The organism is Niabella insulisoli, assembly GCF_039652435.2.
GTDB lineage: Bacteria > Bacteroidota > Bacteroidia > Chitinophagales > Chitinophagaceae > Niabella > Niabella insulamsoli.
The window spans coordinates 2,733,078-2,759,107 of record NZ_CP190246.1; the positions used below are offsets into that span (position 1 = coordinate 2,733,078).

At 45.1% G+C, this 26,030-nt stretch carries 18 protein-coding genes; 9 read left to right on the plus strand and 9 right to left on the minus strand.

The genetic code is table 11. The annotated features are described in order from the left end of the window. Positions 1-87: 87 nt before the first annotated feature. The 4 genes from ABDK00_RS11330 to dxs form a co-directional block, all read right to left on the minus strand. A complete protein-coding gene (locus ABDK00_RS11330; protein ID WP_346237290.1) occupies positions 88-726 on the minus strand; it encodes a deoxynucleoside kinase in 639 nt (212 codons plus the stop codon). 85 nt (positions 727-811) lie between these two features. Next, entirely contained in the window at positions 812-1,816 is a 1,005-nt protein-coding gene (gene trpS / locus ABDK00_RS11335) for a tryptophan--tRNA ligase (protein WP_346237289.1), read from the minus strand. 108 nt (positions 1,817-1,924) lie between these two features. Further along, positions 1,925-3,199 carry a Gfo/Idh/MocA family oxidoreductase gene (locus tag ABDK00_RS11340; RefSeq protein WP_346237288.1) on the minus strand — a complete coding sequence of 425 codons (1,275 nt, stop codon included), beginning with the start codon at positions 3,197-3,199 and terminating at the stop codon, positions 1,925-1,927. 210 nt (positions 3,200-3,409) lie between these two features. Continuing rightward, a complete protein-coding gene (gene dxs, locus ABDK00_RS11345; protein WP_346237287.1) occupies positions 3,410-5,338 on the minus strand; it encodes a 1-deoxy-D-xylulose-5-phosphate synthase in 1,929 nt (642 codons plus the stop codon). Positions 5,339-5,568: 230 nt separating this feature from the next. Here dxs and ABDK00_RS11350 point away from each other — a divergent pair, with 230 nt between their 5' ends. The 3 genes from ABDK00_RS11350 to ABDK00_RS11360 are packed head-to-tail and all read left to right on the plus strand — an operon-like array spanning position 5,569 to position 8,705. After that, entirely contained in the window at positions 5,569-6,636 is a 1,068-nt protein-coding gene (locus ABDK00_RS11350; protein ID WP_346237286.1) for a sensor histidine kinase, read from the plus strand. An 11-nt stretch (positions 6,637-6,647) separates the two neighbouring features. After that, positions 6,648-7,376 (plus strand): LytR/AlgR family response regulator transcription factor, encoded by a 729-nt coding sequence (locus tag ABDK00_RS11355; RefSeq protein ID WP_346237285.1) that lies wholly within the window; start codon positions 6,648-6,650, stop codon positions 7,374-7,376. Between the two features lie 48 nt (positions 7,377-7,424). Continuing rightward, positions 7,425-8,705 (plus strand): M28 family peptidase, encoded by a 1,281-nt coding sequence (locus tag ABDK00_RS11360; RefSeq protein ID WP_346237284.1) that lies wholly within the window; start codon positions 7,425-7,427, stop codon positions 8,703-8,705. A 35-nt stretch (positions 8,706-8,740) separates the two neighbouring features. Here the strand turns inward: ABDK00_RS11360 and ABDK00_RS11365 are convergent, their stop codons facing one another. Both ABDK00_RS11365 and ABDK00_RS11370 read right to left on the minus strand, forming a co-directional pair. Next, positions 8,741-9,772: an LLM class flavin-dependent oxidoreductase gene (locus tag ABDK00_RS11365; RefSeq protein ID WP_346237283.1), complete on the minus strand. Its 1,032-nt coding sequence runs from the start codon at positions 9,770-9,772 to the stop codon at positions 8,741-8,743. A 143-nt stretch (positions 9,773-9,915) separates the two neighbouring features. Beyond that, positions 9,916-10,677 (minus strand): geranylgeranylglyceryl/heptaprenylglyceryl phosphate synthase, encoded by a 762-nt coding sequence (locus ABDK00_RS11370; RefSeq protein ID WP_346237282.1) that lies wholly within the window; start codon positions 10,675-10,677, stop codon positions 9,916-9,918. 125 nt (positions 10,678-10,802) lie between these two features. Between ABDK00_RS11370 and ggt the strand changes: the two genes are divergently transcribed. The 5 genes from ggt (at position 10,803) to ABDK00_RS11395 (ending at position 19,630) form a co-directional block, all read left to right on the plus strand. Beyond that, positions 10,803-12,527 carry a gamma-glutamyltransferase gene (gene ggt / locus ABDK00_RS11375; RefSeq protein WP_346237281.1) on the plus strand — a complete coding sequence of 575 codons (1,725 nt, stop codon included), beginning with the start codon at positions 10,803-10,805 and terminating at the stop codon, positions 12,525-12,527. A 119-nt stretch (positions 12,528-12,646) separates the two neighbouring features. Further along, positions 12,647-13,273, plus strand: a complete 627-nt coding sequence (locus ABDK00_RS11380; protein ID WP_346237280.1) for an RNA polymerase sigma factor — start codon at positions 12,647-12,649, stop codon at positions 13,271-13,273. 54 nt (positions 13,274-13,327) lie between these two features. After that, a complete protein-coding gene (locus tag ABDK00_RS11385; RefSeq protein ID WP_346237279.1) occupies positions 13,328-14,383 on the plus strand; it encodes a FecR family protein in 1,056 nt (351 codons plus the stop codon). 216 nt (positions 14,384-14,599) lie between these two features. Beyond that, positions 14,600-17,854, plus strand: coding sequence for a SusC/RagA family TonB-linked outer membrane protein (locus ABDK00_RS11390; RefSeq protein WP_346237278.1), 3,255 nt, complete (start codon positions 14,600-14,602; stop codon positions 17,852-17,854). A 75-nt stretch (positions 17,855-17,929) separates the two neighbouring features. Then, on the plus strand, positions 17,930-19,630 hold the full coding sequence (locus ABDK00_RS11395) for a RagB/SusD family nutrient uptake outer membrane protein (protein ID WP_346237277.1): 1,701 nt from the start codon (positions 17,930-17,932) through the stop codon (positions 19,628-19,630). Between the two features lie 113 nt (positions 19,631-19,743). On the opposite strand, the gene ABDK00_RS11400 is transcribed toward ABDK00_RS11395, so the two are convergent. The 3 genes from ABDK00_RS11400 to ABDK00_RS11410 all read right to left on the minus strand — a co-directional run bounded on the left by ABDK00_RS11400 (position 19,744) and on the right by ABDK00_RS11410 (position 24,476). Next, on the minus strand, positions 19,744-22,416 hold the full coding sequence (locus ABDK00_RS11400; protein WP_346237276.1) for a Plug domain-containing protein: 2,673 nt from the start codon (positions 22,414-22,416) through the stop codon (positions 19,744-19,746). Further along, complete coding sequence (locus ABDK00_RS11405; RefSeq protein ID WP_346237275.1) at positions 22,413-23,366, minus strand: NAD(P)H-dependent flavin oxidoreductase; 954 nt, start codon at positions 23,364-23,366, stop codon at positions 22,413-22,415. Before ABDK00_RS11405 ends, ABDK00_RS11400 begins: the two co-directional genes overlap by 4 nt. 120 nt (positions 23,367-23,486) lie before the next feature. Further along, positions 23,487-24,476 carry a sugar phosphate nucleotidyltransferase gene (locus ABDK00_RS11410; protein WP_346237274.1) on the minus strand — a complete coding sequence of 330 codons (990 nt, stop codon included), beginning with the start codon at positions 24,474-24,476 and terminating at the stop codon, positions 23,487-23,489. A gap of 213 nt (positions 24,477-24,689) precedes the next feature. Here ABDK00_RS11410 and glyA point away from each other — a divergent pair, with 213 nt between their 5' ends. Further along, on the plus strand, positions 24,690-25,970 hold the full coding sequence (glyA, locus tag ABDK00_RS11415) for a serine hydroxymethyltransferase (protein WP_346237273.1): 1,281 nt from the start codon (positions 24,690-24,692) through the stop codon (positions 25,968-25,970). Positions 25,971-26,030 lie beyond the last annotated feature (60 nt).

Sequence of the window (26,030 nt, forward strand, 5' to 3'; positions counted from 1 at the left end):
CGAGATCAAAACGCAACAGCAAATAAAAAAATAAATAAAAAACGATTACAGGTAGTTCAAAAGAGGGCGATGCGCCAGGCCTCAAACTTAAAAAAGTCCGTATAAGGTCGAATCAATTTTTGCAATTATTTCTCCGAAGTGCTCTTCATTTTCACCAAACTTATTTTTGTCAACATCGATAACCAATAAAGGGCCTTCTTTATAAGCGCCAATCCATTTGTTGTAAAATTCGTTGAGCCGTTTCAGATAGTCGAGCCGGATATTTTCTTCGTATTCACGGCCGCGCTTTTGTATTTGCCCCACCAGCGTGGGAACAGAAGCATTAAGATAAATAAGTAAATCCGGCGGCTTTACCATTTTTTTGAGCGTTTGAAAAAACTCGAAGTAGTTATCAAAATCACGCTTGCTCATCAAACCCATTTCATGCAAATTGGGCGCAAAAATATTAGCATCTTCATAAATGGTGCGATCCTGGATAACTGTTTCCGTGCCATTTTGAATATCCAACAACTGTTTTAAACGGCCGTGTAAAAAGTAAATTTGAAGATTGAAACTCCACCGGGGCATGTCTTCATAAAAATCCATCAGATAAGGATTGTGATCAACGTCCTCGAAATTGGGGATCCATTTATAATGTTTGGCCAACATTTGGGTCAGGGTCGTTTTGCCGGCCCCGATATTTCCCGCGATCGCAATATGTTTAGGTTTTAATTTTGATTTGGCCATTTTGAAGAATACTTGTTGCTTAAAGCAAAGTGCCTGGAAGCAAGATGTTTTAAAGATGAAAAATAGTAACTCTTTTCGGAATGGTCTAAAAATATTTTAACCCCATCGCTTTGCGAACTTCACTAATGGTACGGTCGGCGCTTTCCGCTGCTTTTTGAGCGCCCACTTTCAAAATAATATTCAGGTCGGCCGTGTTGGCGCGAATATCCTTTGCTTTTTGACGGATAGGTGCGATATAATTGATCATATCTTCCGCCAACTGCTTTTTGAGGTCGCCATAACGGATATCGCAATTGTTGTAATCCGCCTCAAATTTTTCGATTGTATCTTTTTGGCTTACAAGCTTCATCAGGTCGAAAACATTCTCGATATAATCCGGCTTAACGCTGTTGGGTTCGGTAGGGCCCGCGTCAGTTTTAGCTTTCATGATTTTTTTGCGGATCAGTTCGTCGTCATCAGAAAGATATAACGTCGCATACTGGTTTTCACTTTTACTCATTTTTCCCGCGCCATCAAGGCTTGGAACTTTTAAAAGCTGAGCGCCAAAATTGAAAGCCTGCGCCTCGGGAAAAACTTCACCGTATCGGTGATTGAAACGATTGGCGAAGGTCCGCGTCATTTCCAGGTGTTGCTCCTGGTCTTTTCCCACCGGAACCAATTTCGCACGATGGATCATAATATCAGCCGCCATCAAAACCGGGTATGTTAACAAACCCGCATTGACATTTTCGGGTTGCAGGCGCACTTTATCTTTAAAAGTGGTCGTCTTTTCCAACTCACCTTTATAAGCCATCATGTTAAGAAACAAATACAATTCAGCAATCTGCGGCAGGTCGCTTTGACAATATAAAACCACTTTATCAGGATCCAGGCCGCAAGCCAGGTATTCCGAAACCACATGCAGCACATTTTCTTTCAGCTCTTTCGTATCAGGATGCGTGGTCAGTGAATGCAGGTCGGCAATGAAAAAATAACAATTGAATTCGTCCTGCATTTTTACATAATTGCGCAATGCACCAAAATAATTACCCAGATGCAAATTGCCTGTAGGGCGCACGCCGCTTACCACTATTTCTTTTTCGTTGCTCATAGAGCGCGAAGATAAAAGGTAATTTCAGATTTAGATTATTGTAATAGCAAAGTTTTGAAACTGTTCGCAATTTTAATATGGATATTTTAGAAACGCGCGTAATCGCATTTAAAAATCTTTAAAATGCCAGTTACCTCGGTAAAGCCTTGTCCTTAGTCTGTTGGCATCGTCATCATCGAATCTTTCCTTTCTGGGATTCCATTCAAGCGGTCGCTGCAGGAGGTAAGCGATATTGGTGGCATTACAAACCGTGCAGGTACGGTGGCCGACTTCCACATCGCATATGGGTTTGCTTCTTTTCTTAATGGCGTCTATCCAGTCCTGGTAATGATTTTCGCTGCGGTACACTTGTGTGTCGGAACTTTTGATCTCCAGGTTGGCTATGCTTTCCGGATTGGATCTTAAAAAACTGCGGCTCACCTCAAGCGTTCCTTCCGTGCCGATAAATTGAATCGCGTTGTTCACACCCCAGCCGGTATGCGTAACTTTTACACCATTGCTATATTCAAAGTAGCAGCCGGTGGTTGCCGGGCCGGAAGGCGGAATAAAACGAACCGGGCCTGAATCATCTTTATCCATCGCCCATTGAACAATATCGAACATATGCGCTCCCCAATCGGTGATATAACCTCCTCCGAAATTTCGGTATTCCCGCCAAAGCGCCCACTCGGTAGCGCCGATCGGATTGGCCAACACCGCGCTATATCCGTTATAAGGCGAAGGCCCGATCCAGCTGTCCCAATCGATATAATCGGGCGCATCGGTTACAGGGAAATCATTTTCTTTGGGCGGTGCACCGACTGATACTTTCGCTTCTTTTAGATCGCCGATATACCCATTTCTAATAAGCTCGACCGCTTTTCTGAAATATAACTGCGAACGCTGCATGCTTCCGGTCTGGAAAACACGTTTATATTTTCTTGTGGCGTCGACCATGGCCCTACCCTCTTCAATGGTTAATGATAACGGCTTTTCACAATAAATATCTTTGCCCGCTTTTGCGGCATCCACAGCAATTTGCGCATGCCAGTGATCGGGCGTAGCAATTACTACCGCATCTATATCTTTTCTATCCAAAAGCTCGCGATACAAGCCATAGCCTTTCACAGCTGTTTTAACCTTCGTTTCATTTTGCTTTTCTGCCACGCCCACAAAGCGGTCCAGCTTATGTTTATCAACATCACAGGCGGCCAGGATAATGGTTTCTTTACAGCCGTTAATGCTTTTCACCAAACCAAGGCTTTGCCGGCCCAAGCCGATATAACCCAGGGCAATCCTGTCACTGGGTGCAACATAGCCCTTTCCGCCTAACACGTTTCGGGGAAGAATAGTAAAGGCTGCAACGCCCATCGCAGTCTGAGATAAGAATTTTTTCCTGTTCATAATCTTTTTGAGTATTAGAGTTTAGTTGCTTTCCAATCAATCGTTGTGCAGTGGTAAAGAGGTACAATATAACCATATTTATTGGCAATAGGCTAATGGTTAAACAATAATATCATATAGCGGCTGCCTGCGAGCTTCACAGGTTAGCTCAACGCATAAAAAATCCCCAATTAAAACCGGGGATCATTCGAAAGATTTTATGAATATCTTCTATTGAACAGCAACCGAATATTGCACGTTCATCAACGAGCGGATTTCAGCAGCTATGCCTTCGGCATCGTAGCCACATTCGCGGTGCAGTTCTTTGGGAGTGCCATGTTCAACAATCCGATCGGGAATGCCTAAAATCTTTACCTCATTTTTATACCCATGCAGCGCCATAAACTCAAGCACCGCTGCGCCAAATCCGCCCACCACGGTTCCATCTTCTACCGTGATAATTTTTTCGTATGTCTGGCAGGCTTCATGTAGGAGCGCTTCGTCCAATGGCTTTGCAAAGCGCATATCATAATGCGCCGGATGAATTCCATCCCGCTTCAGATCGCGTATAGCGGCAGCCGCAAAATTGCCCGGATGCCCCAATGAAAGAATCGCAATTTGCTCGCCGTCTTTCAGTTTGCGTCCTTTTCCAATTTCGATTTCCTCCATCGGCGTTTGCCATTCGGGCATCACGCCTTCACCGCGGGGATAGCGGATGACAAAGGGAAGTTTTGTTGTCTCCAACTGCGCGGTGAACATTAAATTCCTTAGCTCTGCCTCATTCATGGGCGAACTGATAATCATATTGGGAATACATCTGAAATAAGCAATATCATAGCAACCATGGTGCGTTGGGCCATCATCTCCCACCAACCCGGCCCTGTCCAGACAAAGAACTACGGGCAATTTCTGTATAGCGATATCGTGCACCACCTGATCATAGGCTCTTTGCATGAAAGAAGAATAGATATTACAGAAAACCCGCAAACCCTGCGTAGCCATGCCGGCGCTTAAAGTAGCCGCATGCTGCTCGCAGATGCCCACATCAAAAGCGCGGTCGGGCATCTCTTCCATCATGTATTTCAGCGAAGACCCGGAAGGCATGGCCGGCGTAATGCCGAAAATTTTATCATTCTGTTTCGCGAGTTCAATTATCGTTTTGCCGAAGACATCCTGGTATTTAGGCGGCTGAGGCGTATCAAATTTCTTTTTATAGATTTCGCCAGTCACTTTATCAAAAAGGCCGGGCGCGTGCCATTTGGTTTGATCCTTTTCAGCCAATGCATATCCCTTACCTTTTGTTGTAATAATATGTAACAATTTCGGCCCCGGAATATTTTTAAGATCGTTTAAAGTGTCTACCAGTTTGCTGATGTTGTGCCCATCGATCGGCCCGAAATAACGCAACTTTAGCGCTTCAAACAAATTGGCATTGCTATTCACCATGCCTTTAATTCCTTCCGTAAGTTTATGCGCCATAGCGCGGGTAAAGCTCTTCCCAACGGGAAGTTTGCCCAACGCATTCCAAACATCATCTTTCAGCTTATTATAAGCCGGCGAAATGGTGATATCAGTAAGATACTCCTTCAATGCGCCCACATTAGGATCAATGCCAATACCATTGTCGTTGAGCACGATTAGCATATCTGTATTGGCAACGCCCGCGTGATTCATCGCCTCAAAAGCCATACCCGCCGTCATCGATCCGTCGCCGATTACGGCTACCACTTTTCGGTCGAGTTCGCCCTTATATTTAGCGGCCATCGCCATACCCAGCGCCGCAGAAATCGAAGTTGAAGAATGCCCGACGCCAAAAGTGTCGTACTCACTTTCCGACCGCTTCGGAAATCCACTCAAGCCTTTATACTTGCGGTTGGTTTCGAAGTTATTTTTACGCCCGGTGATTATTTTATGACCATAAGCCTGATGACCTACATCCCAAACCAGTTGATCATAAGGGGTGTTAAAAACATAATGCAGCGCTACCGTTAACTCAACTACTCCCAAACTTGCCGCAAAATGTCCGCCGTGAACACTCACAACATCAATGATGTATTGTCGAAGTTCTTCGCAAAATTCGTGAAGCTGATCAATCGGGATTTTTTTTAAATCCTCGGGCTTATCAACAGATTGCAATAAAGGACCGGGCGTGATAGTCATCAAGAGATTAAATTATTGGGCAAAAGTAAGTAATAATGACGGTTACCCGCCCAATTTCACCCTCCCGTTTTTGAGTTTTTTGATGCCGGGCCGCTTTCCAAAATGCAACATAGCATTTTACTGTTTATCGAAATAATTTATTTCAACAAGGCTCCCATCCGCTTATAAAACCCTTTTACCATTGATAAACTTGTATTTTAAAGCTGCGTCGTAATAGTTAGATTTGTTTTATGATAATTGGTAAAAAACATTACTGGCTCCTGCAGGTATTTGGCTGGGGGTGCTTTTTCTTATGGCATATTTTCGGCGCATGGTCTGTCGATCGTATGAATTCACCGGAAGAAAGGCTTATTATTACCCAACGCGCCGCCGGTTTTGCTTTATTAGGCATCGCCATGACGCATGTTTTGCGTATCGTCATTCTTAAACTGGGCGTGCTGGCCAAAAAAATTGCAATCCAGATCTGGCTGTTTCTGCTGCTTACTTTATTAATGTCTTTCATTGCAGGCACCGCAGAGTTTTTTATTTATAAACAACTCGGCTTATTTATTAAAGCGGAGGAACGAATTTTTCATAAATCTTTGCTACTCATTCTGCTAAACAACGCACTTGCCTGGTTTAGCTATTTTATTATATGGAGCGCCGTATATTTTATCTATCACTATGTCAGTGCCGCTCAAAAGGCGCAAATCGACACGCTAAAGCTTAAGTCACATATCAAAGAGCTCGAGCTGAAAACTATCAAAACGCATATTAATCCGCATTTTATTTTTAACGCGCTGAATGGTATCCGCGCTATGGTGGACGAAAATCCACAGCGTGCGCGGTCGGCCATAACAGAACTAAGCAATATTTTAAGGAGCAGTATTAATATCGACAAATCGGAAACTGTGGCGTTGTCGGATGAACTCGATATCATTAAAGATTACCTCGCCCTCGAGCAAATGCGTTTTGAAGACCGGCTACAGGTCGCTTACGAGATCGATCCGCAAACCATCAACAAACCGGTACCACCCATGATGTTGCAAATGTTGGTGGAGAATGCTATTAAACATGGAATCAGTCATGAGGTCAATGGTGGCCTCGTTGAGATAAAATCTGCGATAGAAGGAAAAACCCTGGAGTTAAGTGTTGAAAACACCGGCTGCCTGAAGCCACAGCAAAAAGGCGGAGGATTCGGCATCAGAAGTATCCGCGAGCGCCTTCAACTGATGTATGGAGATCACGCTCATTTTGAAATCAACCAATCTGAGCCAGGGAAAGTGAGGACGAAATTGACACTTCCGGCATCTATATAAAATATTAATACATGAGAACAATAATAATTGATGATGAACGTCTTGCAAGAAATGAACTAAATAAAATGTTGAGTCATTTTGAGTCCATTCAGGTGTTAGACGAAGCGTCCAATTCGAATGAGGCCATTGAAAAAATACATAGCCTTCAGCCCGATCTTATATTTCTCGATATACAAATGCCGGGCAAAAGCGGTTTCGATATGCTCTCCGAACTGGAATATGTGCCTAAAGTGATTTTCACCACCGCTTACGATGAATATGCACTCAAAGCTTTTGAGGTAAATGCGCTCGATTACCTTTTAAAACCCATCGAACCGCAACGCCTGGAAGCGGCGATTAAAAAGCTGAGCACCTCCATCCCTGTAGACTCAAAAGTGCCCGGGGAACTTCCCGGCTCCGACCTGCTCACAGAAAATAGCCAGGTTTTTGTAAAAGATGGCGACCGGTGCTGGTTTATAAAACTTAATGAAGTCCGGCTTTTTGAAAGTGTCGGTAACTATGCTAAAGTTTTCTTTAACGGCCACAAACCTTTGATTTTAAAATCATTAAATGCGCTCGAAGAGCGGCTCGACCCGAAGGCTTTCTTCCGGGCTAACCGCAAACACATCATCAACCTTCAGATGGTAGAAAAGATAGAACCCTATTTTAACAACGGCCTCCTTGTGGAGCTAAAGGGCGGGGAAAAGATCGAAATTAGCCGCAGGCAAACCGTGAAGTTCAAGGAGAGAATGAGTTTTTAATTCTATCAACCTAATTTCAGCTCGTGAAGTGAGGCTAAAAACAATCAAATGAAAATAAAAAAATTACATTTCCTATTTGCGGGGCTCATCATCTCGGCTACCTCGCTCGGACAAAAACAGCCGTCCATCTCATTGAATGAAATATCCCAAACGATAAATTTCCTGGCTTCAGACGAAATGAAAGGGAGAAAAACCGGAAGCCCGGAAATTGAAAAAGCAGCCGGATTTATTGCCGCTTCCTTTAAAAAAGCCGGTTTACAGCCGCTGACAGGGAATAGCTTTTTACAATCTTTTGCGATGGTCAGCGCTAAGCAAACTTCCCTTTCGGCTACAAACAGCGCCGGCGCCATCGATCCTAAAAGGATTATCGCCCTCACATCTGAGCCCGAACTGCAATTTTCTGCCGAAAAAGCGGCGCAGGCGACAATAAAAGCAGGTGAAAATTTCTTTTCGAAGGCGATGGGGTACGCCTCCGGCGGTAAACCTGTTATCGTTCTTGTCGATAGTAGTTTTGCGGATCGCTTCAACAGGCTGGCCTTCCTTAAAAGAAACTTTTTCAAAACCGGCTATCCGGTTGTTTTTATACTTGGCAATATCGACCTTAAAGGCTTTTCCGTGCATGCTGCGCACGACATTGAAGAAAAGAAGCTGGCCAATGTTGTAGGCGTACTTCCCGGTAAAAGCCTGAAAAGTGAATATGTAATTTTTTCAGCGCACTATGACCATATCGGTATCGGCCAGCCTGAAAACGGCGACAGTATTTATAATGGCGCTAACGATGATGCTTCAGGCACTACGGCGGTTATGGCTTTGGCAAAATATTATGCGAAGCAAAAAAACAATAGCCGGACTTTAATTTTTGCCGCTTTTACCGCGGAAGAATCAGGCGGCTTCGGCTCGCAGTATTTTAGTAAACAATTGTTGCCCGAACAGGCTATCGCTATGTTTAATATAGAAATGATCGGCACAGATAGCAAATGGGGCAAAAACTCAGCTTATATAACCGGGTTTGAAAAAACCAACATGGGCGCCATGCTGCAGGCGAATTTGAAAGAAAGTCATTTTACTTTTCGTCCTGACCCTTACCCCGATCAGCAGTTATTCTATCGCTCAGACAATGCGACCCTCGCCCGGCTCGGCGTTCCGGCCCATACCATTTCTACTTCAAAAATGGATATAGAACCCCATTACCATAAAGCAAGCGATGAAGTGAAAACGCTCGATCTTGAAAACATGACCGCCATCATTGAAGCCATTGCTATAAGCGCCAAATCGATCATTTCCGGAAAAGATACGCCTTCGCGAGTGGATACCAGCCAGCTCAGATAGTTCGCTTTTGATCATATGGACATCAGCCTGATCAATCAGCTTTTTAATGCTGCTCTGACCCGGGGAGCAATCTCGCTGCCAAAAACTTCGATGGATTTCATCATTCTCGCGTGATCTGGAGCGCCTACATCCATGTGGGCTGAAAACCGCGTCAGCCCGAAAAGATCATGAAGTTCAAGAATTTTATCTACCGACTCGTTTACATCCCCAATAATTAAATGCCCGCCTTTGCCGCGTCCCCGGTCGTATTGAGCCCGTTGAAACGGAGGCCATCCGCGCGATCGCCCGATCCGATCCATCTGCGCCGCATAGATGGGATAATAATAATCGGCCACTTCCCTGCTATCTGTTCCGAAGAAAGCGTGGACATGCACGCCTACTTCAAACCTGTTCATATCATGCCCGGCTTCTTTGTTAATATCTTTATTATAATCAAACAGCGGTTTGAACTGAGCAGGATTGCCGCCAATAATCGCGAACATCACCGGCAAGCCTAAGGACGCCGCGCGAACAACGGACTCGGGCGTACCGCCTACAGCAACCCAGATTTTTAATTGATCATTGAATGCACGAGGCAATATGGTTTGCTGTTTTAACTCCGGGCGAAACCTCCCCTTCCAGGAAATAGGATCCTGTTGATTTATTTGTAGCAGTAATTTTAATTTTTCATCAAATAAGGCGTCGTAATCGTTGAGATTCTGTCCATAAAGCGGAAAAGATTCTATAAAACTTCCCCGGCCCGCCATCAATTCGGCCCGGCCGTTGGAGATCAGATCTACGGTAGCAAAACTCTGATATAATTTCACTGGATCTGAGGAACTCAACACAGAAACCGCACTTCCGAGCTTAATATTTTTAGTAACGGTAGCAAGCGCCGCTAACACAATTTCGGGGGCGGACACCGCATAGTCCGGGCGGTGGTGCTCACCGATGCCATAAAAATCAAGGCCCAGCTCGTCCATCAGTTTCACTTCCTCAATAATCTCATTTAAACGTTGTTGCGCAGGTTGCGGCTTTCCGTTGGCATCAATTTGTAAATCGCCAAACATGCCTATTCCTAATTCCATGATTCAGAAATTTAATTTATATGCTTAACAGGAAAATAGCAGAAAAGTTGGAAAACAAGGATATCTCTCTTAAAAATATTACATGTAATACATACGCGTGAATATCAATAATTTGAAAACTATCCCTAAACTAAAATTTAAGATCAGATATCCACTTTGGAAGAAGATGTATGGATCGCCTGGCTCATTTCCAGGATTAAAGAAGGGTCTTTTTCAATGGCGTTGCCAATAACGATGACATCGGCGCCGGCCTTACAATTGAGGTAAGCTTTTTCAGGGTCAGCAATACCGCCGCCCACAATTAGCGGAGCTTCGACATTTTTTGCGACAGCCGCGATCATGCTTTCGGTGATGGGTGTTTTTGCACCGCTTCCAGCATCCATATAGATCAATTTCATGCCCAGCATTTCTCCTGCAAGTGCCGTGCACATAGCGATCTCATTTTTATCTGCAGGAATCGGCGCAGCGTTGCTGATATAAGAAACCGTCGTGGGCGCACCGCCGTCCACCACAATATAACCCGTGGGCATGATCTCCAGGCCGCTCTTTTTTACAAAAGGCGCGGAAACCACGTGCTGGCCAATCAACAATTCCGGATTACGGCCTGAAATTAATGATAGATAAAGGAGGGCATCGGCATATTTACTCACCTGCGAAGGGCTTCCCGGGAACAGAATAACCGGGATATCACAACTGGCTTTGATCTGCTGCACCACCTCATCTAAATGATTGGAAATAACAAGGCTACCTCCTACAAAAAAATAATCTACTTTGGTTTGAAGGGATAATTGAATCAGCTTTTCGAGCGAAGATGCAGTTACTCCGTCGGGGTCGATCAACACGACAAAAGATTTTTGCGCATTTTTCTTCTTTTCCTGGAGGGAGTGGTAAATATTCATCTTCATCAGATCAAGGCAGGTTTATGCAAAAATGCACTTTTTTTTCGAAAAACAAGGGTTTCAGGTCAAATGATATGAGTTTAGTTGGGAGCATAAATCATACCTAATATTTCGATTATTTCTTTCAGTGGATGGCTGTTTGTCATTATCTTTCTGAAAAAATGATGCGCCTTCGTATATTAATAGTTTTATATGCTCTTCATTGTGTTTGTCAGGCACAGGTAGATGGATTCAAATATATTATTGAAAAAGAGGCGCGCGGAGCAAAAGGCGCTGTTGTTTCTGCCCATCCTTTGGCAAGCCAGGCGGGTATGTTGATGTTAAAAAAAGGCGGCAACGCTTTTGACGCAGCTATTGCCACACAGTGGGCCCTGGCGGTGGTCTATCCCGGTGCAGGAAATATTGGCGGCGGCGGTTTCATGGTTGCCACGTTGAAAGATCAAAAGCCGGTGGCGCTCGATTACCGGGAAATGGCCCCGTCGGCAGCATTCCGCGACATGTATCTCGACGAAAAAGGCGAACCCGATAGTGAAAAAAGCCTTTACGGCCATTTATCCTGTGGCGTTCCGGGAACCGTGGCGGGCTTGTTTGCTTCCCACCGGTTTGCCAAACTACCGATGAAAGTATTGATTCAACCGGCCATCGACCTGGCAGCGCATGGATTTTCCATAACCTCCGCTGAAGCGCGATCCTTAAATTATACCCAATCGTCCTTCAAAAAATACAATACCGTTGCTCCTGTTTTTGTAAAAAACACGGTTTGGAAAGAGGGTGATACACTGCTGCAAAAAGATCTGGCGAACACTTTAAAGAGAATCCGGGATCGTGGCGCGAAAGGGTTTTATGAAGGCGAAACCGCGGAAATGATCGTAGCAGAAATGCAACGGGGCAAAGGTTTAATTACACTCAACGACCTTAAAAATTATAAAGCTAAGTTCAGGGAGCCCGTTATTTTTTCTTACCGCAACCATGAGATTATTGGCATGCCTATGCCGAGCAGCGGCGGCCTGCTCATCAACCAAATGCTGAAAATGATAGAGCCCTTTGATGTGGCTTCGATGAACTTTCAAACCCCGGCCTCCGTTCAACTTATGATCGAAGTGGAAAGAAGGGCCTATGCAGACCGCGCAAAATATATGGGCGACGCCGATTTTTATAAAGTACCCGTCGCGGCGCTCACTAGCGAACATTATTTAAAAAGCCGGATGAACGACTATTTGCCGGGCAAAGCCGGAAACAGCAGCCTCGTGGCAGAAGGTGTCGTGCCGGGGTATGAAAGCGAAGAAACCACACACTTAAGTGTTATCGATAATGAGGGGAATGCAGTATCCGTAACCACAACGCTCAATAATAACTATGGCAGCAAAACCGTCGTGGGCGGCGCAGGTTTTTTATTAAACGACGAAATGGATGATTTCAGTGCGAAGCCCGGATCACCCAATCTATTTGGCGCTGTGGGCGGAAAAGCCAATGCCATTGAACCGGGCAAACGAATGTTGAGTTCAATGACGCCCACGATCGTGCTCAAAAATAAAATGCCGTTCCTGGTGGTAGGCACACCGGGCGGCACTACAATTCCAACATCGGTTTTTCAAACCATTGTTAATATCATTGATTTTAAAATGACGACTGACGCGGCAGTCAATAGTCCAAAATTTCACCACCAATGGCTACCTGACGAAGTTTTTGTCGAGAAAAATTTTGATGAAAAAACGAGTAACGTACTGAAAAAAATGGGGTACACCATTAGTCCCCGGGGGCAGATTGGCCGCACCGAAGTTATAAAAGTGCTGCCTGACGGAAGTTTTGAAGCAGTAGCCGACCATCGCGGTGACGACAGCGCGGCAGTTTGGTGATGCTGCCGGCTTCATCATTACAGAAAATTCTTTCCGATTTTCCCGCTAAATAATACCTCCTTATTTTGTAGAAAGGCTGCGTTTTAAATCGGGCAAAACCATTGCCAAGCGCATGTCGTTTGAGAAATTTTCTTTTTTCTCCTACATTTACAGATTTCAGTGAGACATTGAACGACCATCAGCATATAGATAAAGATCACCTGATTTACCTCCAAAACAGGGTGGCTTATGCGCGCGATCAGGCAGCGTATAAAAAGCTTTATCTTTATTTTCACCCTTCCATTTACAAACTGGCACATGTTATCGTTCAGCAGGAGTCACTGACGGAGGAAATTGTGTCGGACATCATGGTGCGTATCTGGACCATGGAAAAAAAACTTGCGTTTGTTGAAAATTTAAAACCATACCTGCTGACGGCCACCCGAAACACCGCACTCACCTATTTGAAAAAAATCCGCGACGAACGGGCCGTTGAAATCGACGAAAATTTTGAAATACCCGCGTCATCGGGCGGTCCTGATCAACAATTGATGGCGACAGAAATCTCAGAAATAATTGAATCCGGAGTCACCGCCCTTCCTCAAAAATGCCAGTTGGCCTACCGGCTGGTTAAAGAGGAAGGACTGTCTTATAACGAAGCTGCGCAAGTGTTGGAGATATCACAAAAAACCCTGGAAGCCCACATGTCAACCGCACTAAAAAGGTTGAGGCAGGCGCTCGATGCTTATCTTTTTAGAAAAAAATAGCATATCCACTAAGGGTAGGCTCCATTTATTCAGTCATATAGTAACGATCAGTTAATGATGGACAAAATTCTGGAAAATATGTTTTTCAGGTTGTTTGCCCGCAAGCTGTCAGGTAGCGCTACCGCTGAAGACTTAGAGCAGTTAGACGAAATCCTTGAACAGCATCCGGAGCTGCAGTTTTTTTATCATGAATTAATAAAACCTGCGCAACCTAACGCAAAAAGTTTGGAAAAGGCTGAACAGTCATTCACATCCGACGTGATGAAAATGCAACTGAGCGGCGTGTGGGATCATCATGAGCTCCCACCAGAAAAATCGCGGCGCGGTCTCGTCAGGAAAATATATCGCATCGTGGTACCTGCGGCGGCGGCATTAATCATAGCAATGCTGTTTCTGAACGTAAACACAAGGAAGACCAGAACTACCGTCAGCAACGAAACCGCTACTACCAGGGGATCTAAATCAACAGTCAAATTACCAGACGGAACAACCGTTATGCTAAACGCCAATAGCCGCCTTCGGTATGACGAAACTTTTAAAAAAAATAACAGGGAAGTGACGTTGGAGGGCGAAGCTTATTTTGATGTTGCACACGACGCCTCCAGTCCGTTTATTATCCATACCAACAATGCCGATATCAAGGTGTTGGGAACGACATTTAACGTGCGGTCGATGAAAAACGGATATTTTGAAACAGCGCTGATAAAAGGAAAAGTGTCGGTGTCTTTAAATGATCTGCAGAAAAGAAATTTTGTGCTTGAGCCCGGTGAAAAGTTAATGGTTGGTGAAGAAGGGCGTGAAAATGCTACCCCGGAAAAGGAGCATATCAAACCAGTAAAAATAGATCATATCACGAAAGTTGATAGCCTCATCGCAGAAACCTCTTGGACACAAGACCAGTTGGTTTTTGTAGATAAGCCCTTTGCTGAAATCGCAGAGGTGCTGGAAAATGCTTTTTCTGTAAAATTTATATTCAAATCGGAGAAAGCCCGACTCTATAGATATAACGGTGTATATAGCGATACCGATTTAAATGAAATTTTGAAAATTCTTGATTGTTCTAAACATTTCAAATATCGGCGAGAAAAGCATATTGTTTGGATCGAATAGCCGTCCCTACTTTTCACTTTTTAAACAAAGACTTTATGAATAAAAAATAAACAAAAAACAAACAAAAAAGGAGAATGCTGGAACATTCTCCTGAGTAAATGCCCGCCAAATTTGACTTCAGCGGGAATATTTAAAACCTAAATCAAATATATGCAAAAATGCACTTGCCATGAAGCAAAAGCCAAACGTCTGCGCTTCAGAAAAACTCTGTTCATTATGAAACTATCGCTGATTCTTCTTTCGTTTGCTTTGCACGTATCAGCAGCTAATTTCGGGCAAACCATCAGCCTGAAAGAGGAGAATGTATCACTTCCCGACCTTTTTAAGAAAATAGAAAACAGGTCGCCTTATCGCTTCTATTTTGCAAGCGATGTATTACCCAAAAAATATTTTGCTTCCATTTATGCAGAAAATGCTACCATCAGCCATGTTATGGAAAAAATTCTGGCAGGCGCCAATCTGTCGTGGAAGCAACTGCAGGGCAACAGAATAGTCATCATGGAAAATGCCGCCGACTCAGGAACGGCATCCATTATCAAAACCATAACCGGGATTGTAAGAGACAACACCGGCGCGCCATTAGAGAACGTGTCGGTGATGATAAAAGCAACCGGAACGGGCGTTACCACCACCGAAAGCGGCAGGTTTTCCATCAATGCAGACGAGGGCGATGTACTCGTGTTCTCGCGCGTTGGATATAAAGATCAGGAGATCACCATCACAATACAGGAAACGCTTGACGTGATTTTGCAAACCACCGAAGGCAGCCTGGATGAAGTAATTGTAGTGGGATATGGAGTTCAAAAAAAGGAAAGTCTTACAGGGGCTTTACAAACCATCGACGGCGGTAAACTAAGAGATATCACCAACCCCTCCGTTGAAAATATGCTAAACGCCAAAGTTGCAGGCGCCTTTGTGGCGCCCGGTTCGGGCAGACCCGGATCCAGGGGAGCCGTAGTCATAAGGGGCCAGGCGACGCTTAATGGAACGACCAGTCCGTTGTGGGTTATTGACGGGGTTATTGTAGGATCAAGCGCGGGAGACCTAAACCCGGATGATATTGAAACGATGACCGTACTGAAAGATGCGGCGTCCACTGCCATCTATGGTTCTCAGGGAGCCAATGGCGTTGTGGTGGTGACAACGAAAAAAGCCAGAGCCGGAAAAACAACGATTAATGTTTCTTCGCGCACGGGTGTCAACCAGCTTACCAATGGAAACCTTAAAATGATGAATGGCGCAGAATTGTATGATTATTATGCTTCCTTCGCCAACGCGAACACTATAGCCTTTCCCCGCTGGAATCCCAACCTGCGGAACAGTAATTTTGACTGGTGGGATTTAGCCACTCAAAATGGTTTTACGCAGAATCATAACGCGTCGATATCCAGCGGTACAGAAAAATTACAATCTTATTTCTCCATAGGACTATATGACGAAAAAGGCGCTGTGAAAGGATACGATTACAGACGCTACAATCTTCGCCTTACACAAACTTACCAACCGGTTAAATGGTTAAAAATCAAACCGGCTATTGTAGGCTCTTACCGCCAGGTTGACGATCGCGAGTATTCGACAACGGCGATGTATTCTAACTTTCCCTGGGATAGTCCTTACGACAGTGTGGGCAACCTTGTGCCTCATCGTTCCAGCACATGGGTGAACAGCGCTGGCACCAATTATCTCTACGATCTGCAATGGAATCATGCAGAAAATAAAAATTACGAGCTGATGGGGAACCTCGATTTTGAGGTAAAAATCAACAACTGGCTTACTTTTAATTCTGTAAACAGCTACCGGTATAATACCTATGCGGCAAGCGGGTATAATGATCCGCGTTCCAATGCCGGCCTTAACGTGAACGGCCGATTGACGGATTACAGAAGCGAGTACGCAAGGCGCTATACCAACCAAATGCTGACGGTAAACAGAACCTGGGGCAAACATGCTTTGTATGCAGTGGGCGGTTATGAATTTAACGACTATTATGCCAAAACCCTGGATGTGTATGGGACTGGATTTATTCCCGGCTTTCAGGTTTTAGACGTTGTGGCCAAACCCGAACGCACCAAAGGCGATATCAACGAATGGGCGGTTCAATCTTTTATATCCAAAGCCAACTACACCTATGCAGGCAGGTATCTTCTTGAAGCTTCGCTGCGCCGGGACGGAGCTTCCAATTTTGGTGACAACGCAAAATATGGTAACTTTTTTTCAATAAGTGGCGGATGGAACATTAATAAGGAAGCCTGGTTTAATGTGGCCTGGATCGACATTTTGAAACTGAGGGCTTCTTACGGTTCCGCGGGTAACCGCCCCAGCGCACTTTATCCGCAGTACGATCTCTATTCAGTATCAGCAGCTGCCAGCTACGATGAGCAATCCGGCGCTTTGATCAGTCAGATCGGCAATAAAGATCTGACTTGGGAAAGAACTTATACGACAGGCATTGGCGTTGACGCGTCCTTTTTTCAAAATCGCGGACGAATCACTTTAGATTATTACAATAAGAATACTGATAATATCTTGTACCGGGTGCCTATCAGCGGATTGACCGGCGTAACCAGCATTTGGCAAAATATCGGTGAAATGAATAACAAAGGGATTGAGCTATCTATCGGCGGCGATATCATCCGCAACAACGATTGGCTTTGGAGTTTAGACCTGAATTTCGGCCATAACACAAACAAACTTACCAAGCTTTATCCTACCAAAAACGCAGATGGAACTTATTCTGTTAAGCCGGTAATCATAAGCGATGGTTTAGGCATTGCGGGATCAGCACAACGTGTATTGGAGCCAGGCCGCCCCGTCGATACTTATTATTTAAAAGAATGGGCAGGCGTGAACCCAAACAATGGCGCGCCTTTGTGGTACCGGGTTGAGCGCGACGCAAACGGTAATGAGATTTCCAGGGACACTGTTTCAAGATATGCCCAGGCAACTTTTGAAAAACTTGGAAAAGCTTCCCCAAAATTTTTCGGTGGCTTTACAACGACCTTGCAGTTCCGACAGTTTGATCTAAATTCGGTGTTTGGCTACTCGATCGGAGGTAAGGTTTACAACTATTCCCGCCAGGAATATGACTCAGACGGCACTTATACCGATCGCAATCAGATGAAGTTAATGCCAGAATGGAGCCGTTGGGAAAAACCGGGCGACATTGCCACCCACCCTGTGGCGCGATACAACAATTCGCAGCAGGGCAACCAGGTATCTTCCCGCTATCTCGAAAGCAATGACTTTTTAAGGTTGCGTACCCTGACTTTGGGTTACAACTTCAAATTGGATAAGCCGGCGATCAAAAATTTACGGCTGTTTTTCACAGGGGAGAATTTGCTGGTTATTACTAAATACTCTGGTGTTGATCCGGAAATACCGGCTAATGATGGCGCCGTATTGAGCTCCACAAGCCCTTCTGTATATCCGGCTACCCGCAAGTATATGTTTGGATTGAATGTTTCATTCTAAAAAAACTTCGAAAACAAAACGGCTTAAGCCTGCGCCAACTGATAAGCAGCTTAAGTCTAAAAATAAAATGTACACATGAAAAAGATACTCATTGCCATAATAATCGGGTCGGTGATACTGCCCTCCTGTAAATTAGAACGTTTTACTTACGGAGCGATGGATTCAGAAACCATCACCAATAATCCGGAAGCTTCACTACAGTCTTTGTTAAATGGAACTTACGCACAATTGAAAGCATGGTCGGACCCTATGCACCGCTGCGGAGAATATGCCGGCGACAACATGATGATTCGCGGCTCCTCTACAGATGCTTTTTACGAATTTATTTCCTTTTCGCGCACGCCCAATAATTACCGGCTGGATCAATTTTGGAATTCAGGATACAAAGCCATTGCCCAGGCGTCCAACATTATCAACCTCATCGAGGAAGGCAAAACAGCTGATATCGACAATAAGCTCGGTGAGTGCTACTACATTAGAGGCATGTTATATTTCTATTTTGTCCGCGCTTATGGACGCCCTTTCTATCAAAATCCGGAAACAAACCTCGGCGTTCCTATTGTAAACGGTACACCTGATGATGTAATCAACCTCGAACTACCAGACCGCGCTACGGTAAAGGCTACTTACGACCAGGTGATCAGCGACTTGAAAAAAGCAGAGGAACTCCTCACCATAGATAATGGCCCTATCTACGCCTCAAAAGGCGCGGCACAGGCGATGCTTTCTCGCGTTTATCTTTATATGAGCGGCACTTACCAGGCGCCAAATACGGAGTACGCGCAGCTATCCGTAGATTATGCCAATAAAGTGATCAATTCTGGTGACTACGCATTGCTTCCAAGAGATCAATTTATGAAATACAATACCTACACGCCAGAAAACAATACCGAAACCATATTTGCCGTTAAGCGCGTAGCCTCTGAATTTTCAGGTTTTGATCATTATTATGGCGTGGGTGGCATGTACGCCAATATTGGTGGAATGGGCTGGGGCGAAATGTATGCCAGCGGAAAATATATCGACTTATTAAATGAAACCGGCAGAAACGACTGGCGTCCAAGCAAGTATAAAATAGTGGATGCGCGGGCCGCTTTTATAGAACCCACTTATAAAGAAGGCGGCGCTGAAGTATTCCGTTTTATTAAACAAGACGGACCCGAAGTGCTCAACTACGCGCAGCTGGAAATTACACGCAGCGGCAGCAGCATTACCTGTAAGGAAGGAAATGACACTTATACCTTAACGCCCGTTGATGCACCGCAGGAAATCTATTCTATTTTATATAAAGATGGAAAAACTTACACCGGGGTCATAGACAACTTCATCACGTTGAATCGCGTTTATCCCCAATTCTATATTGTAAAATGCTCGCGCGAAGGAGAAGACTCTCATCTTCACTCGCCGGTTATAAGCCGCTTGGGCGAAATCTATTTAAATCGTGCAGAAGCTTATGCCAAACTGGGCAGATACGATCAGGCGCTCGGCGATTTAAATACCATCAGAACCCGCTCGATTGTAGGGGGCGGCTATGCTTCGCTTAATGCATCGAACGCCAGCGAAAGGATTGATAAAGAGCGCCAGTTGGAACTCGCTTATCAGGCCGAACGCAGCTACGACGTGTTCCGCAATGGAGGGTCTTTAACCAGAAGATATCCCGGGCCTCATCAACAGTTTGAAACGATTGCCCCAACTGATTATCGGGTGGTGTACTATATTCCACAAAATGCGATCAACTCCTACCCTGGCACCTTGACGCAAAATCCCACTCAGTAAGAGACTGGATTACGTAATCGCAAGAAAGGCTTTGGGCTCATGCTCAAAGCCTTTTTTAATAATTCTTAGCCTATGATTTAGAGGAGAAAAGTAGCAACCGCCTCCCTACCCACTCAATCTGGTTTTATACTAAGCGGCAATGTTACAGTACCAAACCTGCCTTTCAAATCGGTGCCGTGAATGATAATAAGATAGCTGCTTTTACTTTCTGTGGTATAAAAAGAAACCTCGGCACGCCCTTCCTCATTAGTGATCAAATCGGGGTTCCAGTATACCGTTTGTCTTAAGTCGGGGAAAATATTTTCTTCTTCTTTCGAGGGATAGCGCGGACTATAAAATTGCTTTCCTACAAAAGGCGCCATAGGTTTGAGGTAATAAATGCCCGGCACTTTCTTTAAAAACGGGCCCACACCGCCAAACGTCGTGATTTCAATAAATATCGGTGGCGTAAGCATATCAACTTCCATTGGATGAAGAAACTTGAAGGCATAGGCAGAAACATATCTCATACTACGCATCACTTCAATTCCTTTTACATCTTCGGCGGAATAATATTGCAGAACGTCGAAGGGATTCATTTCGAAAAAAGCTAAGTCCAGGCCATCGATAACAATATAAATCCGGGCCTTTCCAATTGCGAAAGGAGCGCCGCGCGTCATCGGAAAACCGCCGATTTGATCGCCTAAAACCTGTAGCAGAGATTGCTTGGGCGTTTTTTCTAATATCGCCTGGGTAATTGTTTGGTCAGCGCCTCCATCTTCATTCAGGTTTTTAGAGCCCACGATCTTTGCCTTTGCGGTAACGATCACTTCGTCCAGCATACGGCCATCACGCTTTAGCTGGTTCATAATCTCTGTTCGGCGATCGATTGCCTTTGTTAATGTAGTATCAAAAATAATTTGGCCAGGGTTGAACACGTCCGCCACTTCGGGCAGCGCAGGAAAACTTTGCTCCGCTACTTCCACTCCGATTCCAAAAGATTTCTCCTTTTTATTCACTGCTTTTATCAGCATAGAAATACTGTCAGACAAGAAAGCCTGGAAATCATTGAAAGAAAATTGACCGGCATCGTTCGTCAATGTATCCGCGAAAAAAAATCCACCGCTCTGGCCCTGCCGGCCAAAAATAGTTACTTTGGTTCGGGGTGAAGGTTTGTTGAAAATATTCGTAACGCTGCCCGTGATCGAAAACGATCGCTCATAGGGAAAAGTCTTAGGCGTATCATCAAGGCTATACCGAACCCAGCCCTGCGTAAGCATCAATGCCTGGGTTGCTTCGGCCTTAGGATATTTCAGATAATAACCGGGCTGCTCTACCTTCCCACGCAGCTCTGAACTCAGCAACATATAACTCATAATATTCCCCCGATCCGGATCAGAAGCTACCTGTCCCGAATCGACCACAGCAATTGAAAAACTGCCGGAAACCCCTGCTCCTGCCGCATTAGCCGCCGCTATCGACAACGAAACGCTATCTTTATTTCCATAAAAGGGTCGATTGGGGCGAACAGTAAGATTCAGGTGATCTTCGGGATGCCAGACAAAAAAGGCCTGCTCGTTGAGCGGCCATCCTTTCTCGTCATACACCGTAAACCGGGCGACGCCGCTGGGAAAATCAGCAGCGGCTAATTTAATTTCATAATGCGGCCGACCTTTCAGCCTCGCTTTCATAAAACTAAGCCCCCGCGTCGCTCCGGTCATAAAGAAGGGCGTTTTGGCTTTATGCGCGCTTATATTTAATGTTACAACAATCGAATCTTGAGCATCGTTCCAGGAGACGCGAAGCATCTGACCCGATGACTCAACAGCCGGCAACGGAATCCTTGCTCCATCATGCATCACGGCAGTATATATTTGATCGGCGCGCGGTGTAATCCACAGATATCCCATTCCTTTAAACAGGGATGCAAACGAATCGACGATATGTCCACTACCGTCTTCAATCCATCCGCTCACATCGACTCCTTTTCCGTACAAATCAACGGCCTTGAAGGCAAGGCGCTGCCTGAATCCTGAAATAAAACTTCCACCCTCAGGCAAAAACTGAAGATCAAAGTTTTTACGATTCGTTGCTACCGGTACTTGTATGTCCAGGTTTTTGTTTTGGATCGTCAGCGTTAGATTTTCGCCAGAGCGCGGATCTTTCAATACGGTATCAATATAAATATTTCCTTCCCCATCCGTTACCATTTCGCGGCGAAATAGCCGGCCACTGCGGGATCTTAGTCTTACCAGTACTTTACTATTTGCAATCGGCGTCAAATTTTCAGATCTCAGGCCCGCCGCAATAAACAGCCGGTTATTATCAAAACTAATTTGACGGACACTGGCCTTCCATAAAGCAGCCGCAGGGTCGATAATACGGATATCGGTTTTATAAAAAAGCGTATCCCCAAAATTCCGCAACCGGTTAGTGTAGGCCCGCAACGTATAGGTTCCCTGGTGAAAAAGTTGATCGGTCAATGTTAGATTTGAGTAAAACATCCCCATGTAGCAATACGCGCTGATCCTTTTCACCAAAGCGCCTTCTGCATCGATTAGTTCGATATAGCTGATACGGCTACTGTCGTTTACCATATTGTAAGCCCCAGCGACCAGGTAGCCCTTTAGCCACAGCGTATCGTTAATCTGATATTGCTGCCGGTCGGTATGGATAAAAATTCGTTCACGCCCGTCAAAAATCTGCAAGCTGTCGTGCTGTTCTACGCGGCTTTGAAAAGCATCAAATTGTGCCCTGACATCCCAAAAGGAAAGAATAAACCAAATCGTCAGGACATAAATTTTCATAGACTATTTAATTGTTGAATCCTTGACTTGGCCGCCTGGAACTCGTCCCAAATCTGCTTCACGATGGTTGCGGCCGCAGGAATGTCATGAATAAGCGCGCTTGATTGTCCGATTTCCAATTCGCCCTCGTTAAGTTCTCCTTCAAACATGCCGCGCCTGGCACGGCCTTTTCCCAGCAATTGCTGCAAATCATCGGTAGTGGCGCCTTGCCGTTCCGCCGCTGACACCAGCTCATAAAATTTATTTTTTAGCAGTCTTACCGGCGTGAGTTGCTTTAAAGAAAGTTGCGTTGCCCCTTCAACTGCCTCCGACACGGCCTTTTTAAAATTGATATGGCAGGATGCTTCCTTCGAGGCCACAAACCGGGTTCCGATTTGCACGGCGTCCGCGCCTAAAGTCAATGCGGCAAGCATTTGCCTTCCCGTTGCAATGCCGCCGGCCGCAATCACCGGAATTTTAACTGCATCCGCCACTAATGGTATTAAAACCATCGTGGTTGTTTCTTCTCTGCCGTTGTGGCCTCCGGCTTCGAAACCCTCGGCTACCACGGCATCACAGCCAGCTTGCTCGGCCTTAACGGCGAATTTACTACTACTCACCACATGCACTACCGTTCGCCCCGCATCTTTGAAAACTTTCGTCCAGGCTTTCGGATTGCCGGCGCTGGTGAAAATGATCGGCACTGCTTCTTCAAGAATAATTTGAACCTGTTGCTCAACACCATGATACAAAAGAGGCAGGTTGACACCAAAAGGCCTGCTGGTCGCCGCTTTGCACTTTTGTATATGCTCTTTTAAGACAGGCGGCGCCATCGAGCCGGCGCCGATCAAACCGAGCCCGCCGGCATTGCTGACAGCGCTTGCCAATCTCCAGCCGCTTGTCCAAACCATTCCGGCCTGGATGATGGGGTATTGAATCTGAAATAATTGAGTGATCGGAGAAGGAAACATTCTTGCTTTATTTGACAGCTTACCTCAGCTATAAATAAAGGTAACAATCGTTTCTTACAAAAGATATTTACGGGAACAAATCGCTACCGGGCCTTTGTATTAGGTCCGCGTAAGAAAATATCAACCCAGATCAATGCTGGTATTATCGCCAATATTCAGGCTTCTGGACTCTCCTTTTAAACTGGTGTCGCTGCCAATTAAAGAATCTTCCAAAACGATATCGAACAAATTGCTGTAGGCGCCTACTATAGAATTTTTCACAATAGACTGCGTCATGGATGTGCACTCGCCGAGCGTAACATTGGGGCCTACAATGCTGTTTTCAATATGACATCCTTTACCAATGCTTACAGGCGGAATAATAACCGTATTGGGATAAAGATCGGAATTGACTTCAGCGCCAAATTTTTTGAGTAAGGTAGCATTCGAACGCAACAACGTTTCCTTGTTGCCGGCATCAAACCAGTTATCCACTTTAAAAGAATGAAAAGCCACACCCTTGTCGAGCATACATTTGATGGCGTCTGTGATGCTGAATTCACCGTGAGCCAGCAGGCCTTCGCCTATATTTTTTTCAAGACAATCGAAAAGAATATCCGTTTCCACAATTTTATAAATCCCTACCATCGCCAGGTTTGACTTGGGAATATTGGGTTTTTCTATGACCGATTCGATAATACCGTTTTCATCTATTTCAGCAACTCCAAAATCTTTGGGATTATCGACCTTGCGCACACCAATCATGGACCCCTCGCTCCGCAGCACTTCGGACACATCATACTCACAAATGGTATCACCCAGCGTTATCAGTACTTCATCCCCTTTTACCACGTCTTTGGTCAGACTGATGGCATGGCCAACGCCCTTCCTGTCTTCCTGGCCAACAAAATGGGCCACTATATCACTATGCTTATCTTTTACATAATGATAAATTTTATCGCCCAAATATCCAATAATGAAAATAAACTCGTCAACGCCGGCCTGCTGCAATTGGTCAATAATAATGCTCAGCACAGTTTTATCCGCCAGCGGAATTAAAGCCTTTGGCTGTGTATAACTATGCGGCCTTAATTTAGTTCCGGTACCCGCAACGGGAATGATTGCCTTCATATAGAACAAATCCCAAAAAGGATATAGTTTAGAATATGTTGTAAAAAAAGTGAAGGTAAGTAAAAAAAGAAAATCTAACCAAGGAATCGATGTTCCGACTTATTTATTGATTGAAGCCAATGGCCGAGCCCGCAAATGAAGCGTTTTTTAGAACAACATCACCCTGTTACAAAAAATTTCAGATAAAAAATCGTAGAACCGTAATTTTGCGCCATGCAAAACGATACGATCCTCTTTGAACTGCTCAATAAAGAATTAGAGCGCCAACGCAACGATATTGAATTAATCGCTTCAGAAAACTTTGTTTCCCTGCAAGTGTTGAAAGCCATGGGCAGTGTGCCTGCTAATAAATATGCCGAAGGCTATCCCGGCAAAAGGTATTATGGCGGCTGCGAAGTTGTAGATGAAATTGAAAACCTGGCCATCGACCGCCTGAAACAGGTGTTTAATTTAAGCTGGGCCAACGTGCAACCCCACAGCGGCGCCCAGGCGAATGCGGCCGTTTTTATGGCGGTGTTAAAACCCGGCGATACAATTATGGGGCTCGATCTCAGCATGGGCGGCCATCTTACACATGGCAGTCCCGCCAACTTCAGCGGCAAACATTATAATGTTATTTCTTACGGTGTTAATAAAGAAACAGGCCTTGTAGAATATGATGATTTGGAGAAAAAAGCGCTTGCGGAAAAACCAAAAATGATCATTTGTGGCGCTTCCGCTTACAGTCGCGACTGGGACTATGCACGCATTCGCGCTGTGGCTGACAAGATCGGCGCTATTGTAATGGCCGATATCGCGCACCCCGCCGGCCTGATCGCAAAAGGTTTATTGAATGATCCGTTTGATCACTGCCATATTATCACCAGCACTACGCACAAAACCCTGCGCGGCCCCCGCGGCGGCGTGATCATGATCCGCCATGATTTTGAAAATCCATGGGGATTAAAAGATCCAAAAGGGAATACCAGAATGATGAGCCAGCTGTTGGACCTCGCCGTTTTCCCCGGCATCCAGGGCGGGCCGCTCGAGCACATTATTGCCGCAAAAGCGGTGGCTTTTGGCGAAATACTTGACGAAAGTTTTGAAACCTATGCGAAGCAGGTGGTAAGCAACGCGCAGGCGATGGCAAAGGCGTTTGTTGAAAAAGATTATCATTTGATCAGCGGCGGCACCGATAACCACCTGATGCTCATCGATCTGAGAAACAAAAACATTACCGGTAAAAAAGCTCAGGAAACATTAGACAAAGCTTTCATAACTTTGAATAAGAACGCGGTACCTTTCGACGACAAATCACCTTTCGTTACTTCGGGCATCAGAGTGGGCGTGCCCGCGGTTACTTCGCGCGGGTTAAAAGAAGCGGATGTTATTCAGGTGGTAGATTTGATCGATAAAGTGTTGACAAAGGCGGATGATGAAAAACTCATTGCTGAGGTGCGGGAAGATGTAAAATCGTTCATGAAGCAGTTCCCGCTTTATCCGGAATTAGGCTAATATTATGAAAAGCTTTTTGCTAACTTGCCCTACGGGCGTTGTTTTTAACTTTTCGGAAAA